The following is a 15,278-nucleotide window of genomic DNA, read 5'->3' as shown; positions in this document are numbered from 1 at the left end:
TCAGTCCGGCGTGGGATCCAGGAGCCGCTCGCGGGTCGCGTAGTGCACCAAGGCGACGCGCGAGGAAATGCCGAGCCGTCGGTAGATGTGGCTCAAGTGGGTGGTCACCGTCCGCGGGCTGACGAAGAGCCGCTTGGCGACCTCGGCGTTCGTGAGGCCCGTTGCCACCAGGCGGACGACTTCGAGCTCGCGGACCGTCAGAGCGGTTCCGGTCTCCACCCGTGCCCTGCCCCGCGAGGGAACGACGCCGTGTTCCCGCAGCAGCGACCGGGCGCGTTCGGCGTCGGCTGCCGCACCCAGCCGTTCGAACCCGGCGAGCGCAGCCTTTCCTGCCGCGGCTGCAGACACCGGGTCCCTGTCGTGGGTGGCGCCGGCCTCGAACAGCCGACACCGAGCAGCGGCATACGGCATCTTCGCCGCCTCGTAGCCGTCGGCGAGGGCGCGAAACGCATCCGCTGACCACCCCGAAGGGTCGAGGCGAGCGCGGATCCACCGTGCCGTCAGGCCGGCGAACGGGTGCGGGCCACGGACGTTTTCGAGGCGGCCGGCCAGCACCGCCGCCGGATCCTCCTCGCCCCGAGCGAGGTGCAGATCCGCGGCGACGGCAAGCGCCACCAGTGGGGTCCAGCCGAACACCCACTCCACCAGTCGCCCACCGAGCGACGGGGCGTCAGCCGCCCGATCGGTCGCCAGCAGCAGCTCCGCCTCTGCGAGATCGACGAACCCGCCAGCATTGCGATCGTCGCCGTGCGCGGCTTTGCCGGAAGCCGCCAGGGTCAAGGCGGCCTGGGCGTCCTCGTACTTTCCGAGACGGGTCAACACCATGGCCCAGATGGCTGCGAGCACCGGCAGTGCGCGCCGGCTCTCGAGCTCACGCGCGAGGCGCACGCTGTCGTCCGCCAAGTCGACGGCTTCGCTCCACTCACCCCCCAGCAGGAGTCCGAGCGCGAGACGGCCGCGCGGGCGCAGCTCGAGCAGCGGGGCCCCGACGCGGCGAGCCAACGCCAGGCTCGTCCTGCTCACCCTGACGAGGGTGTCGACGTCGGCCACGGTGGCCGCCAGGAGCCCCTGTTGACCCAGGACGTGCTGCTCGATGAGGGGGTCACCGGCGGCGTTCGCGACGACCAGCGCCCGGTCGAGCGTCGCGTGGCTCGCTTCGTACTCACCGTCGGCGATCTCCTGGCCTGCGACGGCCACCAACGCCCGCGCCGTGACGCTCGGCGAGTGGACGGCGCTGGAAAGCGACGACAGGGCGGGCACGTGTCGGCGGACTTCCTCGCGGTCGCCCTGCCGCAACGCGAACGAGACCCGCGTCAGCAGGACTTCCGCTTGCTCCGGCGAGGGGGCTTCGGTGGCCAAGACCGACATGGCGTGGCGGAGGGTCCGCTCGGCCGATGCGAACTCGGCCTGTTCCCACTGGACGAGCGCGAGGCGCCGCAGGGCGCCCGCGCGGGCAACTCGTTCACCGATGTGGCGCGGTGCCGCCGCGGCTCGGAAGTCGCGCGCCGCGCCGAGCAGATCACCCGCGCGTTCGCGCGCGTCGGCCAGGTCGACCAGCAAGTCGGGGTCGGCTCGGCGACGGTCGTGACGGGCGCGGGATTGGTAGGCCTCGAGGTGGGCTACCGCCTGTTCTGGATGGCCGAGCTGAAGTTCCCGGGCTGCGAGCGCTCGCCGTGCGTGCAGCGCTTCTTCGACGCGGCACAGTGGACCAGCGCCGACTTGGTGCTCGGCGAGATGCGGACTGTCCGGGTCCACCGCGGCGAGCGCCCGGGCGAGCGCCAGATGGCGTCGGCGCGTGGCCACCAGCCCCAGTTCGGCCGCGGCCGCCTCACGCAGCAGATCGTGCGCCAGGTGTCGAACGGCGCCGGGCCCCGAATCGACCACGACGAGCGAGCGGCGGCACAGCCGCTCGACCGCGGCTGCTTGCTCGACAGGGGTGACCTCAGCAGCCTCCGTCAGCACCGCGCTCGCCACGCCTTCGGGCGCGACCGCCAACAACGACACGAGCAGGTCCTCGTCGTCGGGCAAGGTGGCGAGCCGCGCGCGCAAGTGAGCCCGGACTTCCTCGGGCACGGGTGGCGGGACGGGACCGGCCAGCTCGTAACGCCCGTTTCGCTCGGCGAGTTGGCCGAAGTCGGCCATCGTGCGGACGAGCGACTCGAGAAGGAAGGGAACCGCACCACCGCGGGCGACGGCCGCCTCGACCACCGCGGGGTGCGCCGGTGCCCGCAGCACCGCCTCGACGAAGGCCGGCAGCGTGGTTGGCGCGAGCGGGCCGAGCGCACAGTGCGACACGTGCCACTCCGAGCTCTGCAACCCTTCGAGCAGCGCCGTCGCAGTGAGCAGTGACGCACTCCCAGGATCTGGAACCGGCCGCGCCCCGACGACGACCAGCAGGGGCACCTCCCGAGTCGCCCGGGTGAGGTGGTGGACCAGCTCCCACGTGGGCCGGTCCGCGAGATGGAGATCGTCGATCAGGAGTGCCACCGGCTGGCGCTCGGCGATCCGCCACAACAGCTGTGCGAGCCCGTCGACGAGCCGGGCACGCTCGAGTTGGGGATCGTTCAGTGGTGGCGGCGTCTCGAGGCCGAGACTCGACAGCACTGCGCCGACATGTGACAGCCCGGCTCCCAGGTGCAGCCGCTCGCTCGCGGTCAGGTCGTGCAGGAAGGGAGCCAACGCCTGGGTGACCGGCGCGAACGCAAGCTGCTGGCCGATCACGTGACCTGCGCCGCGCAACACCGCGAAGCCGGCCGCGGCAGCCTCCGCGAGCACCTCGCCGGCAAGGCGAGACTTGCCGATCCCGCCCTGCCCGGTGATGAGCGCGATACCCGGATGGCCCGCCTCGACCGCCGCGACCAGCGCCCGGAGCGAACGGACCTCGGCGTCGCGTCCGATCAAGTCGGTCGGGCTCGACCTGTCCCCTGTCGCCGCGGTGGACCCACTCTGCACACTCACCGTGTTGCGAGGATACGTAGGTCGTCGGATACCGCGCCGGTCCGTCCGGTCCCATGCTGGTCACAGACGATGCGAAAGGCGGTCAGAGGAGTGGGCGGAACATCTCGGCGGGGGCGGTGGGCGCTGTGGTTCGTGGCGATGTTGGCGGTGGCAGGGCTCGTCGCCAGCGGCTGCAGCAGCGGAGGTAGCTCGAAGGCGGAGACCACCACAGGTGGGAGCGGTGATTCGGGGAGTGGGGCGGCACCCGCCGAGATCGCGCATCGAGCAACGTTCGAGATCGACGGCGCCGACATGGCGTACTCGTTCCCGGAGCCCACCGCCCCCTCCGGCAACGTCACCGTCACGTTCGTCAACAAGGACAAGGCACTCCCGCACCAGGCACAGCTCTTCGTGCTCCACCCGGGGGTGACGGTGGATCAGTTCACCAAGGCACTGCTGTCGCCAGCCGGCGAAGGTGCCGTCGTACCGCTTGCGGACCCTGCGGGTGGACCGAACGCCGTGGGTCCAGGTGAGCGCTCCAGCGTCGTGGTCGACTTGAAGCCCGGTGCGACGTACATGGTCGTGTGCGCCCTCCCCGCGGCCGACGGCAAGCCGCACTACGCACACGGCATGATCGGTCAGTTCACTGTGAGCTCGACCTCAGGAGGTGCCGCCGCGCCGAAGGCTGCGTCGACGATCACCTTGTCGGACTTCGCCTTCCACGTGCCCGAGGGCATCGACTGGTCGAACCCTGTGGCCGTCGTCAACCACGGCTCTGAACCCCACGAGCTGGCCATCTTGGCTCCAGCCCAGGGCAAGACGGTGAGCGACGTGGAGCAGGCCCTCGAGACGGAGCTGCAGGGCCCACCGCCGTTCACCGAGCACGGGGGCGTCGGCGCCATTCCGCCGGGGATGACCCAAGTGTTCACACCCCAGCTCAAACCGGGCTCGTACCTGCTGGCGTGCTTTGTGGTCGACCCCAAGACGATGAAGCCGCACTACATGCTCGGGATGGTCCGCCCGTTCACGGTCGCCTGACCTGCTGCACGGAGGGCGGGTCGTTCGGCCCTGGCCTCCTGGTGTCGCCTTCCCGCCGGCGCCCAGCAGGCCAGGGCAACCCGCGCCCGAGCCCCTCAGAGGGCGACGGCCACGTACTTGGGGCTGAGGTACTCGTGGATGCCCTCGTGGCCGCCTTCGCGGCCGTAGCCGGACTCCTTCACCCCGCCGAACGGGGCAGCAGGGTTCGACACCAGGCCTTGGTTCAGGCCGACCATGCCGACCTCGAGCGCCTCTGACACGCGCACCGCCCGCTCCATGTCGCGGGTGAACAGGTACGCCACCAGGCCGTAGGGGGTGTCGTTGGCTGCGGCGACCGCTTCCTCGTCGGCGCGGAACGTGACGATCGGCGCGACCGGCCCGAAGATCTCTTCGGTGAGCACCCCGGACCCCGGTGCGACGCCCGACAAGACGGTGGGCTCGTAGAACCAGCCGGGCCCGTCGGGCACGGAGCCGCCCACCGCGGCCGTCGCGCCGCGGGACAGCGCGTCGCGGACCAGCCCTTCGACCTTGTCGCGGGCCTTCTGCTCGATCAGCGGTCCGACGTCGACACCGGTTTCGGTGCCCCGCCCGACGCGCAGCGCCTTGAACCGTGCGACGAGGCGCTCCGTGAACGCCGAGGCCACGGACTCGTGGATGTGGAATCGGTTTGCCGATGTGCAGGCCTCGCCCATGTTCCGCATCTTGGCGACCATGGCGGCGTCGACGGCCGCGTCGAGGTCGGCGTCGGGGAAGACGACGAACGGCGCGTTCCCGCCGAGCTCCATCGAGACCCGCAACAGCCCGCCTGCCGCGGCGCGGGCCAGCGCTTTGCCGACCTCGGTCGAGCCCGTGAACGACAACTTGCGCAGGCGCCGGTCGGCCAGCAGCGGCTCGGACACCCGCGAGGCCGACGAGCTCGTCACCACGTTGAGCACGCCGGGCGGCAGCCCGCACGCCTCGAAGATCGCAGCGAGCGCAAGGGTCGACAGCGGCGTGAGCTGCGCGGGCTTCACGACCATCGTGCAGCCGGCCGCGATGGCGGGGCCGATCTTGCGGGTGGCCATCGCCATCGGAAAGTTCCACGGCGTGATGAAAAGGCACGGCCCCACCGGCTGGTGCATCACCAACAAGCGGCCCGAACCTCCCGGCGCGACCGTGTAGCGACCATCGATGCGTACCGCCTCCTCACTGAACCACCGCAGGAACTCTGCTCCGTAGCTGATCTCAGCGAGCGACTGGTCGATCGGCTTTCCCATCTCGAGGGTCATCAACAAGGCGAGCTCATCGGCGCGGGCGGTCACCGCATCGAACGTCCGGCGGAGGATGTCGCTTCGCTCGCGCGGCGCGGTGGCGGCCCACTCGGCCTGCGCCGCAACTGCCGCGTCGAGCGCCGCCGTCGCGTCGTCGGCCGTCGCGTCGGCCACTTGCCGGAGCGGGGCACCGGTCGCCGGGTCGTCCACGGGGAACTCGCCCCGGCCCGTGGCGGCGCGCCACTCCCCCGCCACGTAGAGCCCGGTGGGCGCCAGATCGAGCGCAGCTTGCTCCCGCTCGTCGGTCACTGTGCGCGCCATGGCGACTCCTCTCACGTGTTCCAACGTCGACCGTAGCCACGGAAGGTCGCTGACCGGAGGCTGACGCCCCGTCAGGCCCTTGCACGGGGCACCCCGTGTCGATGAACCTTCTCCGATGAACGACGCAGCCGTGTCATCGTCGCCCGTCTTGCTGGTCAAGCCCGGCACCAGCTGGCCCGACGTCTACGCCCGTGCGCGGGCCGCCGCGCCCGAGGCCTTCGACATCGCCCGGGTGCGCAACTACTGGGGCGGTGAATGGCGCGACGCCGGCCAACCCCAACGTGCCGCGTCACCGGTCGACCGCTCGGCCATCGTCGGTCCGCCGATGCTGAGCGCGCAGGAAGCTGCCGAAGCCCTGCAGGCGTGCGTCGCCGATCACGACGAGTGGGCGACGGTCCCGCTCGACGAGCGCAAGCGTCGGGTCCGCGCCGCGATCGACGGACTGGAGGCCAACCGCGAGCTGCTTGCCCTGCTGCTGGTGTGGGAGATCGGCAAGACGTGGGCACAAGCCCTCGACTCGGTGGATCGCACCATCAGCGGCGCGGCCTGGTACGTCGACCAGATCGACAGCATGCTCGAGGACCGGCGCGCGCTCGCCGGGCCGGTGTCCAACATCGCATCGTGGAACTATCCGCTCTCGGTCCTGGTCCATTCGATGCTGGTGCAGGCGCTGGCCGGCAACGCCGTGATCGCCAAGTCACCGACCGACGGCGGCGTCTGCGCTCTCACGCTCTCGGTCGCCCTGGCCGCACGTGAGGGCCTGCCGTTCAGCCTCGTGAGCGGGGCGGGACGGGAGCTGTCGCCGGTCCTGGTCAACTCGCCCGAGATCGGCTGCCTGGCGTTTGTCGGCGGGCGTGACACGGGCGGCCAGATCGCCACCCAGCTCGTCGATACGAACAAGCGCCACATGCTCGAGCAGGAAGGCCTCAACACCTGGGGCATCTGGGAATACACGGATTGGGACGCCCTCGCGACGCACTTCCGCAAGGGCTTCGCGTACGCCAAGCAGCGTTGCACGGCATATCCCCGCTACGTGGTCCAGCGGAAGCTGTTCGACGAGTTCCTCGCCATGTACCTGCCGGTGCTCGGCGAGTTGCGCTTCGGCCACCCCTTCGCCGTGGCCCATCCCGACGACGACCTGCCCGCGCTCGACTTCGGCCCGGTGATCAACGCCGCCAAGGCAGCGGACCTCAACGCCAAAGTCGACGACGCGATCGATCGGGGCGGCATGCCGCTGTACCGGGGCAAGCTCACCGACGGCTGGTTCTTGCCGGGCCAGGACACCTCGTCGTACGTGGCACCGGTCGCGATCCTCGACCCGCCGCGCTCGTCGCCGCTGTACCACGCCGAGCCCTTCGGCCCGGTCGACACCGTCATCGTGGTCGACACCGAGGCCGAGTTGCTCGCCGGCATGAACGCGTCGAACGGTGCGCTGGTCGCGTCCCTCGCCTGCGACGACGCCAACTTGGCCAAACGCCTGGCCGGCGAGCTGCAAGCTTTCAAGGTCGGGGTCAACAAGCCACGCTCGCGTGGCGACCGCGAAGAGCCGTTCGGTGGTCGCGGGGCGTCGTGGAAAGGCGCGTTTGTGGGTGGCGAGCTGCTGGTGCACGCGGTCACGGAAGGTCCGGCCGACGAGCGCCTGCACGGCAACTTCCCGAACTACCACCGCTACCCCGACACCTGACGCATCGGCGCCATTGAACCGGCGGGACGGACCGTCGGCTGCATCTGGCGTGGCGCATGCCGTGGCGGCTGCCACCTGACGGCGGCGTCAGTAGAGTCGGCGCATGCTGGTCGACGACATCAACTTGTCCGAGCTCGAGTTCTGGGAGCTGCCGTGGGCCGAGCGTGACGCCGCGTTCGCGACGTTGCGCCGCGAGCGCCCGACCGCCTTCTTCGAGGAGCCCGAGCTCGAGGGGATGCCGCGTGGGCCGGGCTACTACGCGATCTGCCGCCACGCCGACGTGATCGAGATGAGCCGCCGACCGGAGCTGTTCTGCTCGGGCAAAGGCGCCACCGCGGTGATCGACATGCCGGAGTTCATGCTCGAGTTCTTCGGCGGCATGATCAACATGGACGACCCCAAGCACGCCCGGCAGCGCAAGATCGTGTCGGCCTCGTTCACGCCCCGGATGCTGGCCCGGGCCATGGACGACGTCGTGGCGATCACCCATCAAGTGCTCGACAGCGTCGACGCGAAACCCCGCGTCGACCTGGTGCAGGAGATATCCGCCAAGCTCCCGCTGGTCTTCATCTGCAACATGATGGGGATCCCTGCCACCGAGCACCAGCGGGTCTTCGAGGCCTCCAACATCATCTTGTCGATGGGCGATCCCGAGTACGTCCCCGACGACGTGAACCCCATCCAGGCGTTCATGGAAGCGGGCGGCGACTTGAACCAGCTCATGGTCAGCCTTGCCGCCGAGCGCATGGAGCATCCCACCGACGACCTCACGTCCGCCCTGATCCACGCGGAGATCGACGGCGAACGGCTCACCCACGAGGAGCTGGCGTCGTTCTTCATCTTGTTGGTCGTGGCGGGCAACGAGACCACCCGGAACGCGATCTCCCACGGGGTGTGGCTGTTCGACCAGCATCCGGATCAGCGCAAGATCTGGCTCGACGACCTCGACGAGGTCACGCCCACGGCGGTCGAGGAGATCGTTCGCTACGCCACACCGGTCATCAACATGCGCCGCACGGTCACCGGCGATGTCGAGGTCGGCGGCCAGCAGTACCACGAGGGCGACAAGGTCCTGCTGTACTACAACTCCGCCAACCGCGATGAAGCCGTGTTCGAGGACCCCGACCGGTTCGACGTGCGGCGCAACCCCAACCCGCACGTCGGCTTCGGCGGGCCCGGCCCGCACTTCTGCCTCGGTGCACACCTCGCCCGCCGCGAGATCACGGTGATGCTCCAGGAGCTGTACCGCCGCTACCCGGACCTCCACGTCACCGGCGAGCCCGAGCAGCTCCGGTCGAGCTTCATCAACGGGATCAAGCACCTCGAGGTCGCGCTGGCCTGATCAGCCTCCGTGGCCTCGGCCGCCGGCGCCCGAGCACGAGGCCCGCCCACCCCTCTGCGCGCTGCTCCAGCAGGACCGAGTAGCCACAGGCCCGGTACGCCCCCTCCACCTCGGCGCACCGATCGGCGAGGAACCCTCCGAGCACGACCCGGCCGCCGGATCTGGTGTGCTGTGCGACCTCGGCGGCGAGCCCGATCAGCGCGCCAGCCCCGATGTTGGCGACGACGAGGTCGTAGCGGGCGGCGACCTGGTCGAGTCCACCGACGATCGCGGTCAGGCGATCCTCGACGTGGTTCAGCGCCGCATTCGATCGAGTCACCTCGACGGCGTCGGGGTCGATGTCGACGGCCGTGGCTTCCGCAGCACCCGACACGAGGGCCGCGATGGCCACCACGCCGGATCCCGAACCGACGTCGAGCACCGTCGATGCGGTCGTGACGTACGGCAGCATCCCTTCGACGGCCAGCACGGTGGTCGGATGGCCGCCATGCCCGAACGTGCGGCCAGGGTCGAGACGTACGGTCTGCAACGTCGTCGCGCCGGCGCCCGGGGCCAGCCACGCCGGCACCACCACGATGCGATCGGCGATCACCACCGACCTCGCGTGCCGCCGCCACTCGTCGAGCCACCGCTCGTCGCCCACCACCTGGAGGTCGACCCACGCGCCAGCGGCACCAAGTTCTCGTGCGGCGGTGTCGGCTGCCTCCCCGCCCTCGAAACCGGCTTCGAGGACCACCGCTGTCTGGTCGTGTTCCATCTCGCGCACCGCGGCGGGCCCGTGGCGCCAGATGACATCGGTGGCCCATCCGCCACGCTCGGCGGGCACGCGGACGGTCAACTGCCACCAGCGGCGCGGGACACCTGGGAAGGTGGCGGGTGCGGGTTCCATGCGAAGTTCCCTGCGATCGGGCCGGTTCGAGCGCTCGGCAGCACGAAGTAGGGTGAGAACCCTATGTCCCGCAGGATCGAAGTCGAGCTCACCAGTTCCCGCGACGACGGAACCTGGACTTGGCGGGCAGCTGGCGCACGCCAGCCGCGAGGCGTGGTCGAGGGCGCCTTGGTGCCGGCCGGCGCCAGTGTGGGCGAGGTCCTGCGAGCCGATGTCGACATCGACATCGAGGGTGTCGCCATCCTCGCCCTGCACGCCGGACCGGCACGCCAGCGCAAAGAACCTGAACGACTCGAGCTGCTGGGCTCTGGCAACGACGAGCCGCTGGTGACGACCAAGCTCGCCGGGCGGCGCGGCGGTGGGCGCGACCGGCGCGGATCCGATCGTGACCGGGGCGACCGGCGTGGCCAGGACGGGCGTGAGCGCGGCCCAGGTCGCCGACCCGACGAACGAGGCGACCGGCGCGAGCGCGGCGAGCGACGGACGGACCGTGGCGACCGCCGGGAGGGCCCGCGCCGCGAGCGGCGGCCGCAAACAGAGCCGTCGGCGGTCCCCGCACGACCCAAGGCCAAGCGCCTCCGGCCCGGTCGGTCGCACCGCAAGGAGATCCTCGCCGGTTTGCCCGCCGAACAACAGCCGGTCGCCGAGCAGGTGCTCCGCGGCGGCATCCCGGCGGTCCGCCAGGCGATCGAGAAGCAGAACGAGCAGGCCCGCACTGAGGGCCGGCCCGAGGTCCAGCCGGGGCCGATCCTGGCGCTGGCGGAGGATCTCGTTCCTCGCCTTCGCGTCGCAGAGTGGCACGACCGCGCCGAGGCCGCGGTCGAGAGCCTCGACGAAGTCGATTTGCGCGACTTGCGGTCTGTCGTGGTCGCGGCGGAGGACAACGCCCGCGACCCCGGGGCCCGCGCGCTGGCCGACAAGCTCCGCGACGGCCTGAACCACCGGCTCGAGCAGGAGCAGCAGCGGTGGCTGACCGACCTGGCCCAGCTGCTCGACGAAGGCCGGACCGTCCGGGCCCTTCGGCTCAGCTCCCGACCGCCGAAGGCCGGCGCGCCGTTGCCTGCCGATCTCGCGACCCGGCTGACCGAGTCCGCGACCGCCGCCCTCACCACCGACGTGGCGCAGGACCGCTGGGCCGCGCTGCTCGACGCCCTGTCGTTCTCACCCGTGCGCCGCCAGGTGCAACCCGCGGAGATCCCCGCGCAGCCCAACGAAGAGCTGCTCACCGTCGTCCGCAAGGTGGCCAGCCGCCTGCCGGAGCTGGCCGCCCGATTCGGCGTGACCGCACCGGCCGAAACCCCGCGAGCCCCTGGGGGGCGGAGCCGTGGGCGCTCCCGCGCCGGCGGTGGCGCGCCCGCTGCTCGTACCCCCGCCGCTCCCACCGGTGCCCCGCGCATCCCTCCCCCGCCACCGCTCGACGGCGGCGCGCGAAGCTCGTCATCGAGTGAGGAGACTCCCCCTGCAGAGGCGCCGGTGGCCGAGGCAGCCCCTGTCGAGGAAGCCCCCGCCGATGCGGCATCCGAGGCGGCGGGCCCGGCGACTTCCTGACCGGGCGCGCACCCCGGGTAGGGTGCCGACCCATGGTCGAATACGAACTGCAAGGTCACATCGCCGTCATCACGATCAACCGCCCCGAGGCGCGCAACGCGGTGAACGGTGCGGTCGCGACGGGCATCGAAGAGGCGATCGACAAGCTCGAGGCCGACGCCAACGCCTGGATCGGAATCCTCACCGGCGCACGCACCGAGAAGGGCTACATCTTCTGTGCCGGCGCCGACCTCAAGGAGATCAACTCCGGTAACGCGGGCGGCCTCCAGACCAGGCGCGGGGGGTTCGGCGGCATCACCCAGCGGGAGCGGGCCAAGCCGATCATCGCAGCGGTCGATGGCCCAGCGCTCGCCGGCGGCACCGAGATCGTGCTGTCCACCGACCTCGTCGTCGCCTCCGACACCGCCACCTTCGGGATCCCCGAGGTGAAGCGCGCCCTGGTCGCCGGCGCCGGCGGTCTGTTCCGCCTGCCACGCAAGATCCCGCGCAACATCGCCATGGAAGCCGCGCTGACCGGCGACCCCATCTCGGCCGAGCGGGCCGCGCACTTCGGCCTGGTCAACGTGCTGTGCAAGGAAGGTGAAGCGCTCGAGAAGGCCAAGGAGCTAGCGGCCCGGGTGACCGCCAACGCGCCGCTCGCCGTGCAGGAGAGCCGCAAGATCGTGCTCGCGGCCACCGACGAGCCGGACGAGGTCGGCTGGAAGCTCTCGGGCGAAGGCATGATGCGGATGATGCAGACCGAGGACATCGGCGAGGGCCTCACTGCGTTCATCGAGAAGCGCGCCCCGGAGTGGAAGGGCCGCTGACCGTCCCCGGACCGGCCCCGTTCGCTCAGGCGATCGTGTCGAGCACGCCGTGCTCGTGCAGGAACTCGGCGAGGCCCGGCACGAGCTGCAGCCCGGCGATCTCACCCAGCGGCACCCAGCGGGCCTCCGCAGCGTCGGACCCGGCCACCGGGTCACGTCCTTCCAACAGCGTGACCCAGAAGTCCAAGATCACGTAGTGGCTGGTGGGCTCGATCACCTCGGTCCAGCCCACCAGCGCACCACAGACCCCTTCGAGCCCGGTCTCTTCGGCCAGCTCGCGCACGACCGCCTCGACGATGCTCTCGCCGACTTCGAGTCGCCCGCCGGGAACCGACCATGCGCCTGCGGCCGGCCCGTGACCCCGGCGCACCATGAGCAGGCGCTCGTCATCGACAACCACCGCGCCGACGGCGAGCTGCGGCACGGGCGGCGCGCTCACGGCGTCGCCTGCTCGTCGTCATCGGAGCTGTCGGGCAGGGCGCGGTGGACCCGGATCGCGCGGGCGGTCAGCCCGTAGCGCTCGAAGAAGTTCTTCCCGATGCGGTTGCCGGGAAGTACCGCTGCGTCGATCCCCGCACACCCAGCCGAGCCGGCCCACGCCACCAGCAGGTCCATCATGGCTTCGCCCACCCCCATGCCACGTGCGCCGGGCTCGACGTAGAGCTCGTCGATGACCGCCAGCGCCACGCCGTCGCGCCCGACCTCGATCCTGGCGACCGCCAGGCCGACGATCACGTCATCGAGGGTGCCGCACCACACTCCGGCGCCGGTCGCGTCGTCGAGGGCATCGCGCAGCCGCTGGTCGTGTGGGGGCGCCGGTGCGTCGCGCGACACCCACATCTCGCCGCCGCGTGCCGGGGCGAGCTCACCGCGGCTGGCCGCCACCAGTTCGGCCAGACGTGCCACATCGGCCGTGGTGCCGGGCCGGGCGCCCTCGGTGACCATCGACGAGCGTGTCAGCTCACGCGGACTGGAGCTGTGCGATCTTGCCGAGGACCGTCTTGCGTCCGCGGTGGCTGGCCTCGTACCTGCGGACGGCCTCGAGCTCTCCGTCGGCGAGGCCTTCGAGGCGTGGCACCACCTGTGATGCAGCGAGTCCGTCGTAGTCGGGGATCGCCAGCGTGTCGACGGCGGGAGCGTCGTCATCGGTGGCAGCGCCGTCGGCAGACGGCGCCGGGGTGGCCGGAGCGGCGGCTTCGCTGGCGGCAGGCGCGGTGTCGGGTGCCGGCCACAAGCCCAACTCGCCGAGAGCGGCCACCGCCTGCTCCTGCACGGCGCCGAAGCGCTTCTGTGCTTCGCTCTTGCCGGTGTTGACCGCGAACTGGCCGACCATCCTTGCCATGTTGACCTGGTTGTCGACTTGGCCGCGCCCGCGCTCGGCGAGCTTCGGGAGCACTTCGCGGGCTTCGAGGAGGAAGCCGAGCGGGGCGTAGACGAACAGGTCCAGGGCCCTGTCGGCGGGCGTCTTGTTGTCAGTCACAGACGCAATGATGACCGATGGCCCAGGCCGGCGAAAAGTGGACGAACCACTCACTTGCCTCGCGAACCCGCCGCAGGGCGGTCGGTCTGGACGACAAGGACATCACACGGGGCATGGTGTGCGACTCGGCTTGCCACGCTCCCCAGCAGGAAGTGCGCCGGTGAGCCGAGGCCTTTCGAACCGACGACGATGAGCTCCGCATCGAACTCCTCGGCCACCTCCAAGATCGCGGTGGCGGGATCCCCCTTCTCCGCGCGAACGATCACTCGACTCGCGCCTTGTTCACGCGCTACTTCTCGGCCTTTGGCGGCAAGGCCCTCTGCCTGCGCGACGTCGGTGAGCATCCACCTGATGTCGTCGGGAAGCCGGTCAGGGTTCGCTGCCGGCTCGGCAGCGGGTTCATAGGCACTGACCACCACCACCGTGCCGTGGTCCGCCGCCGCCAGCTGGGCGGCTTGCAGCACCGCTGCCTGTGCCGTCTCCGAACCGTCCGTCCCGACGACCACTGTCGTGTAGGTCACCCTCGCCCTCCTTTGGAACCGCGCTCAGACGCAGTCCGTGCAGTACTGCAACTTCGCATCAGCGAGCTGACTGGGGTGTTTCACCAAGAAGCACGATTGGCACACGAACTCGCCGGGCTTCTTCGGTTGCACGCGCCCGGTGCCCTCGGCACGGTCGTCACTGCTGCCAGCGTCGTCCTCCTCGTCGTCCTCTTCGTCGTCGGTCGCCGCGATCCGATCCCGCAAGATGGTGTCGAGGTCCTCCTCGACGTCGTCGGCGTCGATGTCGTCTTCGTCTTCGTCTTCGTCGCCCGAGCCGCGGTGACGTGAGGTGGTGGGCGCCGGGCCCGCCTCGTCCTCGTCCCCGCCGCCTTCCTCGACGTCGACGGCAGCGTCGTCTTCGTCACCCTCTGGGACCGTGAGGTCGTCGTCGTCGAGATCCTCGACGTCCTCCTCATCGAGGTCGTCGAGATCTTCGTCGTCCAGGTCTTCGTCGAGTTCGTCGTCGAGCTGGTCGTCGCTCAGTTCGTCGTCAGCCATTTCGTCCTTTGTCTTCGGGCTGAGCCCTGGTGACGTTTCGGGGGATCAGAGGTGGCGGCACAGGTCCGCGGCCGGATCATACGCAAGCGCGGGCACCGTGCAACGCCACATCCGCCCGACCTGACGTGATGGTCGTCACGGCCGGGGTGGCAGATCAGCCAGCTGTGGTCGTGCTGGTCGACTCGCCAGGCACGAGGCCCGCAGCGGAATCGGCCCCTGGGCTGTTCAGCAACTCGACGCTGTTGATCTTCCAGTCGCCGTTCACCTTCACGAGGTGGATGTCGAAGCGCAAGGTGTCCGGGATGGGCTGGGGGTTGCTGTTGTTGGTGTACGTGACGTCGACGACCGAGAAGACTTCGCCGCTCGAGCTGTTGAAGTTCTGCACGAACAGGTCTTTGATCTCGCCCCGGATCTGCGCACGGCCCGACCGAAGCGAATCGCGTGCGGACTTGGGCATGTCCTTGGTCGGCCAGTCCTGCGCGAACTGACCGGTGGCGAGATCGTTGATCTGGTTGAAGATGCGGTCGATGCTCTCTGGGTCGTAGTTCGTGAAATTGGAGGCGAAGGATCGGGCGACGGCCGACATCTCCTTCACGTCCTTCGACCCTGCCGACAGGACGACTTTGCGGGTACGGGAGTGGCCCCACCCGAAACCCCAAGCCAGGGCGAACACCATGGCGATCACGGCGAGCAGCGCGGTGATGCCGACAAGCAAGTTGTAGGACCGTCGGTCGACCACCGCAGCGACCTCGGCGCTGCCCGGCGGCCGGGGTGGAGCGGGTGACGAGCCCGCGGCCGAAACGTCGGTGCCTCGGCGCTCCTCGCTGCGGGATCGGGACCGGATCGAGGACAAGTCGTCGGAACGCCGCCGTTGCCGAGGCCCAGCTCCCCCGACGACCTTCACGTCGTCCGGGGTCTCCTCGTCGTCAGGTGCCATGAACCC

At 70.3% G+C, this 15,278-nt stretch carries 14 protein-coding genes; 5 read left to right on the top strand and 9 right to left on the bottom strand.

Going from position 1 to position 15,278, the window contains the following annotated elements; genetic code table 11:
* Positions 1-2,901, bottom strand: a complete 2,901-nt coding sequence (locus VHA73_08445; GenBank protein HVX18050.1) for an AAA family ATPase — start codon at positions 2,899-2,901, stop codon at positions 1-3.
* A 147-nt stretch (positions 2,902-3,048) separates the two neighbouring features.
* On the opposite strand from VHA73_08445, the gene VHA73_08440 reads away from it, so the two are divergent.
* Entirely contained in the window at positions 3,049-3,975 is a 927-nt protein-coding gene (locus VHA73_08440; protein ID HVX18049.1) for a hypothetical protein, read from the top strand.
* A gap of 95 nt (positions 3,976-4,070) precedes the next feature.
* On the opposite strand, the gene VHA73_08435 is transcribed toward VHA73_08440, so the two are convergent.
* Positions 4,071-5,546 (bottom strand): NAD-dependent succinate-semialdehyde dehydrogenase, encoded by a 1,476-nt coding sequence (locus tag VHA73_08435; protein HVX18048.1) that lies wholly within the window; start codon positions 5,544-5,546, stop codon positions 4,071-4,073.
* Between the two features lie 115 nt (positions 5,547-5,661).
* On the opposite strand from VHA73_08435, the gene VHA73_08430 reads away from it, so the two are divergent.
* Complete coding sequence (locus VHA73_08430) at positions 5,662-7,230, top strand: aldehyde dehydrogenase family protein (protein ID HVX18047.1); 1,569 nt, start codon at positions 5,662-5,664, stop codon at positions 7,228-7,230.
* Between the two features lie 103 nt (positions 7,231-7,333).
* Positions 7,334-8,572, top strand: a complete 1,239-nt coding sequence (locus VHA73_08425; protein HVX18046.1) for a cytochrome P450 — start codon at positions 7,334-7,336, stop codon at positions 8,570-8,572.
* On the opposite strand, the gene VHA73_08420 is transcribed toward VHA73_08425, so the two are convergent.
* Positions 8,544-9,461, bottom strand: coding sequence for a 50S ribosomal protein L11 methyltransferase (locus tag VHA73_08420; GenBank protein ID HVX18045.1), 918 nt, complete (start codon positions 9,459-9,461; stop codon positions 8,544-8,546). The two genes, VHA73_08425 and VHA73_08420, sit on opposite strands and share 29 nt — an antisense overlap.
* Before the next feature lie 63 nt (positions 9,462-9,524).
* Here VHA73_08420 and VHA73_08415 point away from each other — a divergent pair, with 63 nt between their 5' ends.
* Together VHA73_08415 and VHA73_08410 are read left to right on the top strand one after the other, a co-directional pair.
* A complete protein-coding gene (locus tag VHA73_08415) occupies positions 9,525-11,009 on the top strand; it encodes a hypothetical protein (protein ID HVX18044.1) in 1,485 nt (494 codons plus the stop codon).
* Between the two features lie 32 nt (positions 11,010-11,041).
* The gene (locus VHA73_08410; protein HVX18043.1) at positions 11,042-11,815 is read left to right on the top strand and encodes a crotonase/enoyl-CoA hydratase family protein; all 774 of its coding nucleotides are present in this window, start codon (positions 11,042-11,044) and stop codon (positions 11,813-11,815) included.
* A gap of 25 nt (positions 11,816-11,840) precedes the next feature.
* Here the strand turns inward: VHA73_08410 and VHA73_08405 are convergent, their stop codons facing one another.
* From VHA73_08405 to VHA73_08380, 6 genes are all read right to left on the bottom strand, one after another.
* Positions 11,841-12,254 (bottom strand): NUDIX hydrolase, encoded by a 414-nt coding sequence (locus tag VHA73_08405; GenBank protein HVX18042.1) that lies wholly within the window; start codon positions 12,252-12,254, stop codon positions 11,841-11,843.
* On the bottom strand, positions 12,251-12,760 hold the full coding sequence (locus VHA73_08400) for a GNAT family N-acetyltransferase (GenBank protein ID HVX18041.1): 510 nt from the start codon (positions 12,758-12,760) through the stop codon (positions 12,251-12,253). Before VHA73_08400 ends, VHA73_08405 begins: the two co-directional genes overlap by 4 nt.
* 16 nt (positions 12,761-12,776) lie before the next feature.
* On the bottom strand, positions 12,777-13,295 hold the full coding sequence (locus VHA73_08395) for a hypothetical protein (GenBank protein HVX18040.1): 519 nt from the start codon (positions 13,293-13,295) through the stop codon (positions 12,777-12,779).
* A 50-nt stretch (positions 13,296-13,345) separates the two neighbouring features.
* Complete coding sequence (locus VHA73_08390; protein ID HVX18039.1) at positions 13,346-13,816, bottom strand: universal stress protein; 471 nt, start codon at positions 13,814-13,816, stop codon at positions 13,346-13,348.
* Between the two features lie 24 nt (positions 13,817-13,840).
* On the bottom strand, positions 13,841-14,335 hold the full coding sequence (locus VHA73_08385; protein HVX18038.1) for a DUF4193 family protein: 495 nt from the start codon (positions 14,333-14,335) through the stop codon (positions 13,841-13,843).
* A 154-nt stretch (positions 14,336-14,489) separates the two neighbouring features.
* A complete protein-coding gene (locus VHA73_08380) occupies positions 14,490-15,272 on the bottom strand; it encodes a hypothetical protein (protein ID HVX18037.1) in 783 nt (260 codons plus the stop codon).
* Between the last annotated feature and the right edge of the window lie 6 nt (positions 15,273-15,278).

This window comes from Acidimicrobiales bacterium (genome assembly GCA_035547835.1).
Lineage (GTDB): Bacteria > Actinomycetota > Acidimicrobiia > Acidimicrobiales > Iamiaceae > DASZTW01.
The sequence above is the reverse complement of the archived record's forward strand: the minus strand, read 5'-3'. Positions and strand labels throughout refer to the sequence as shown.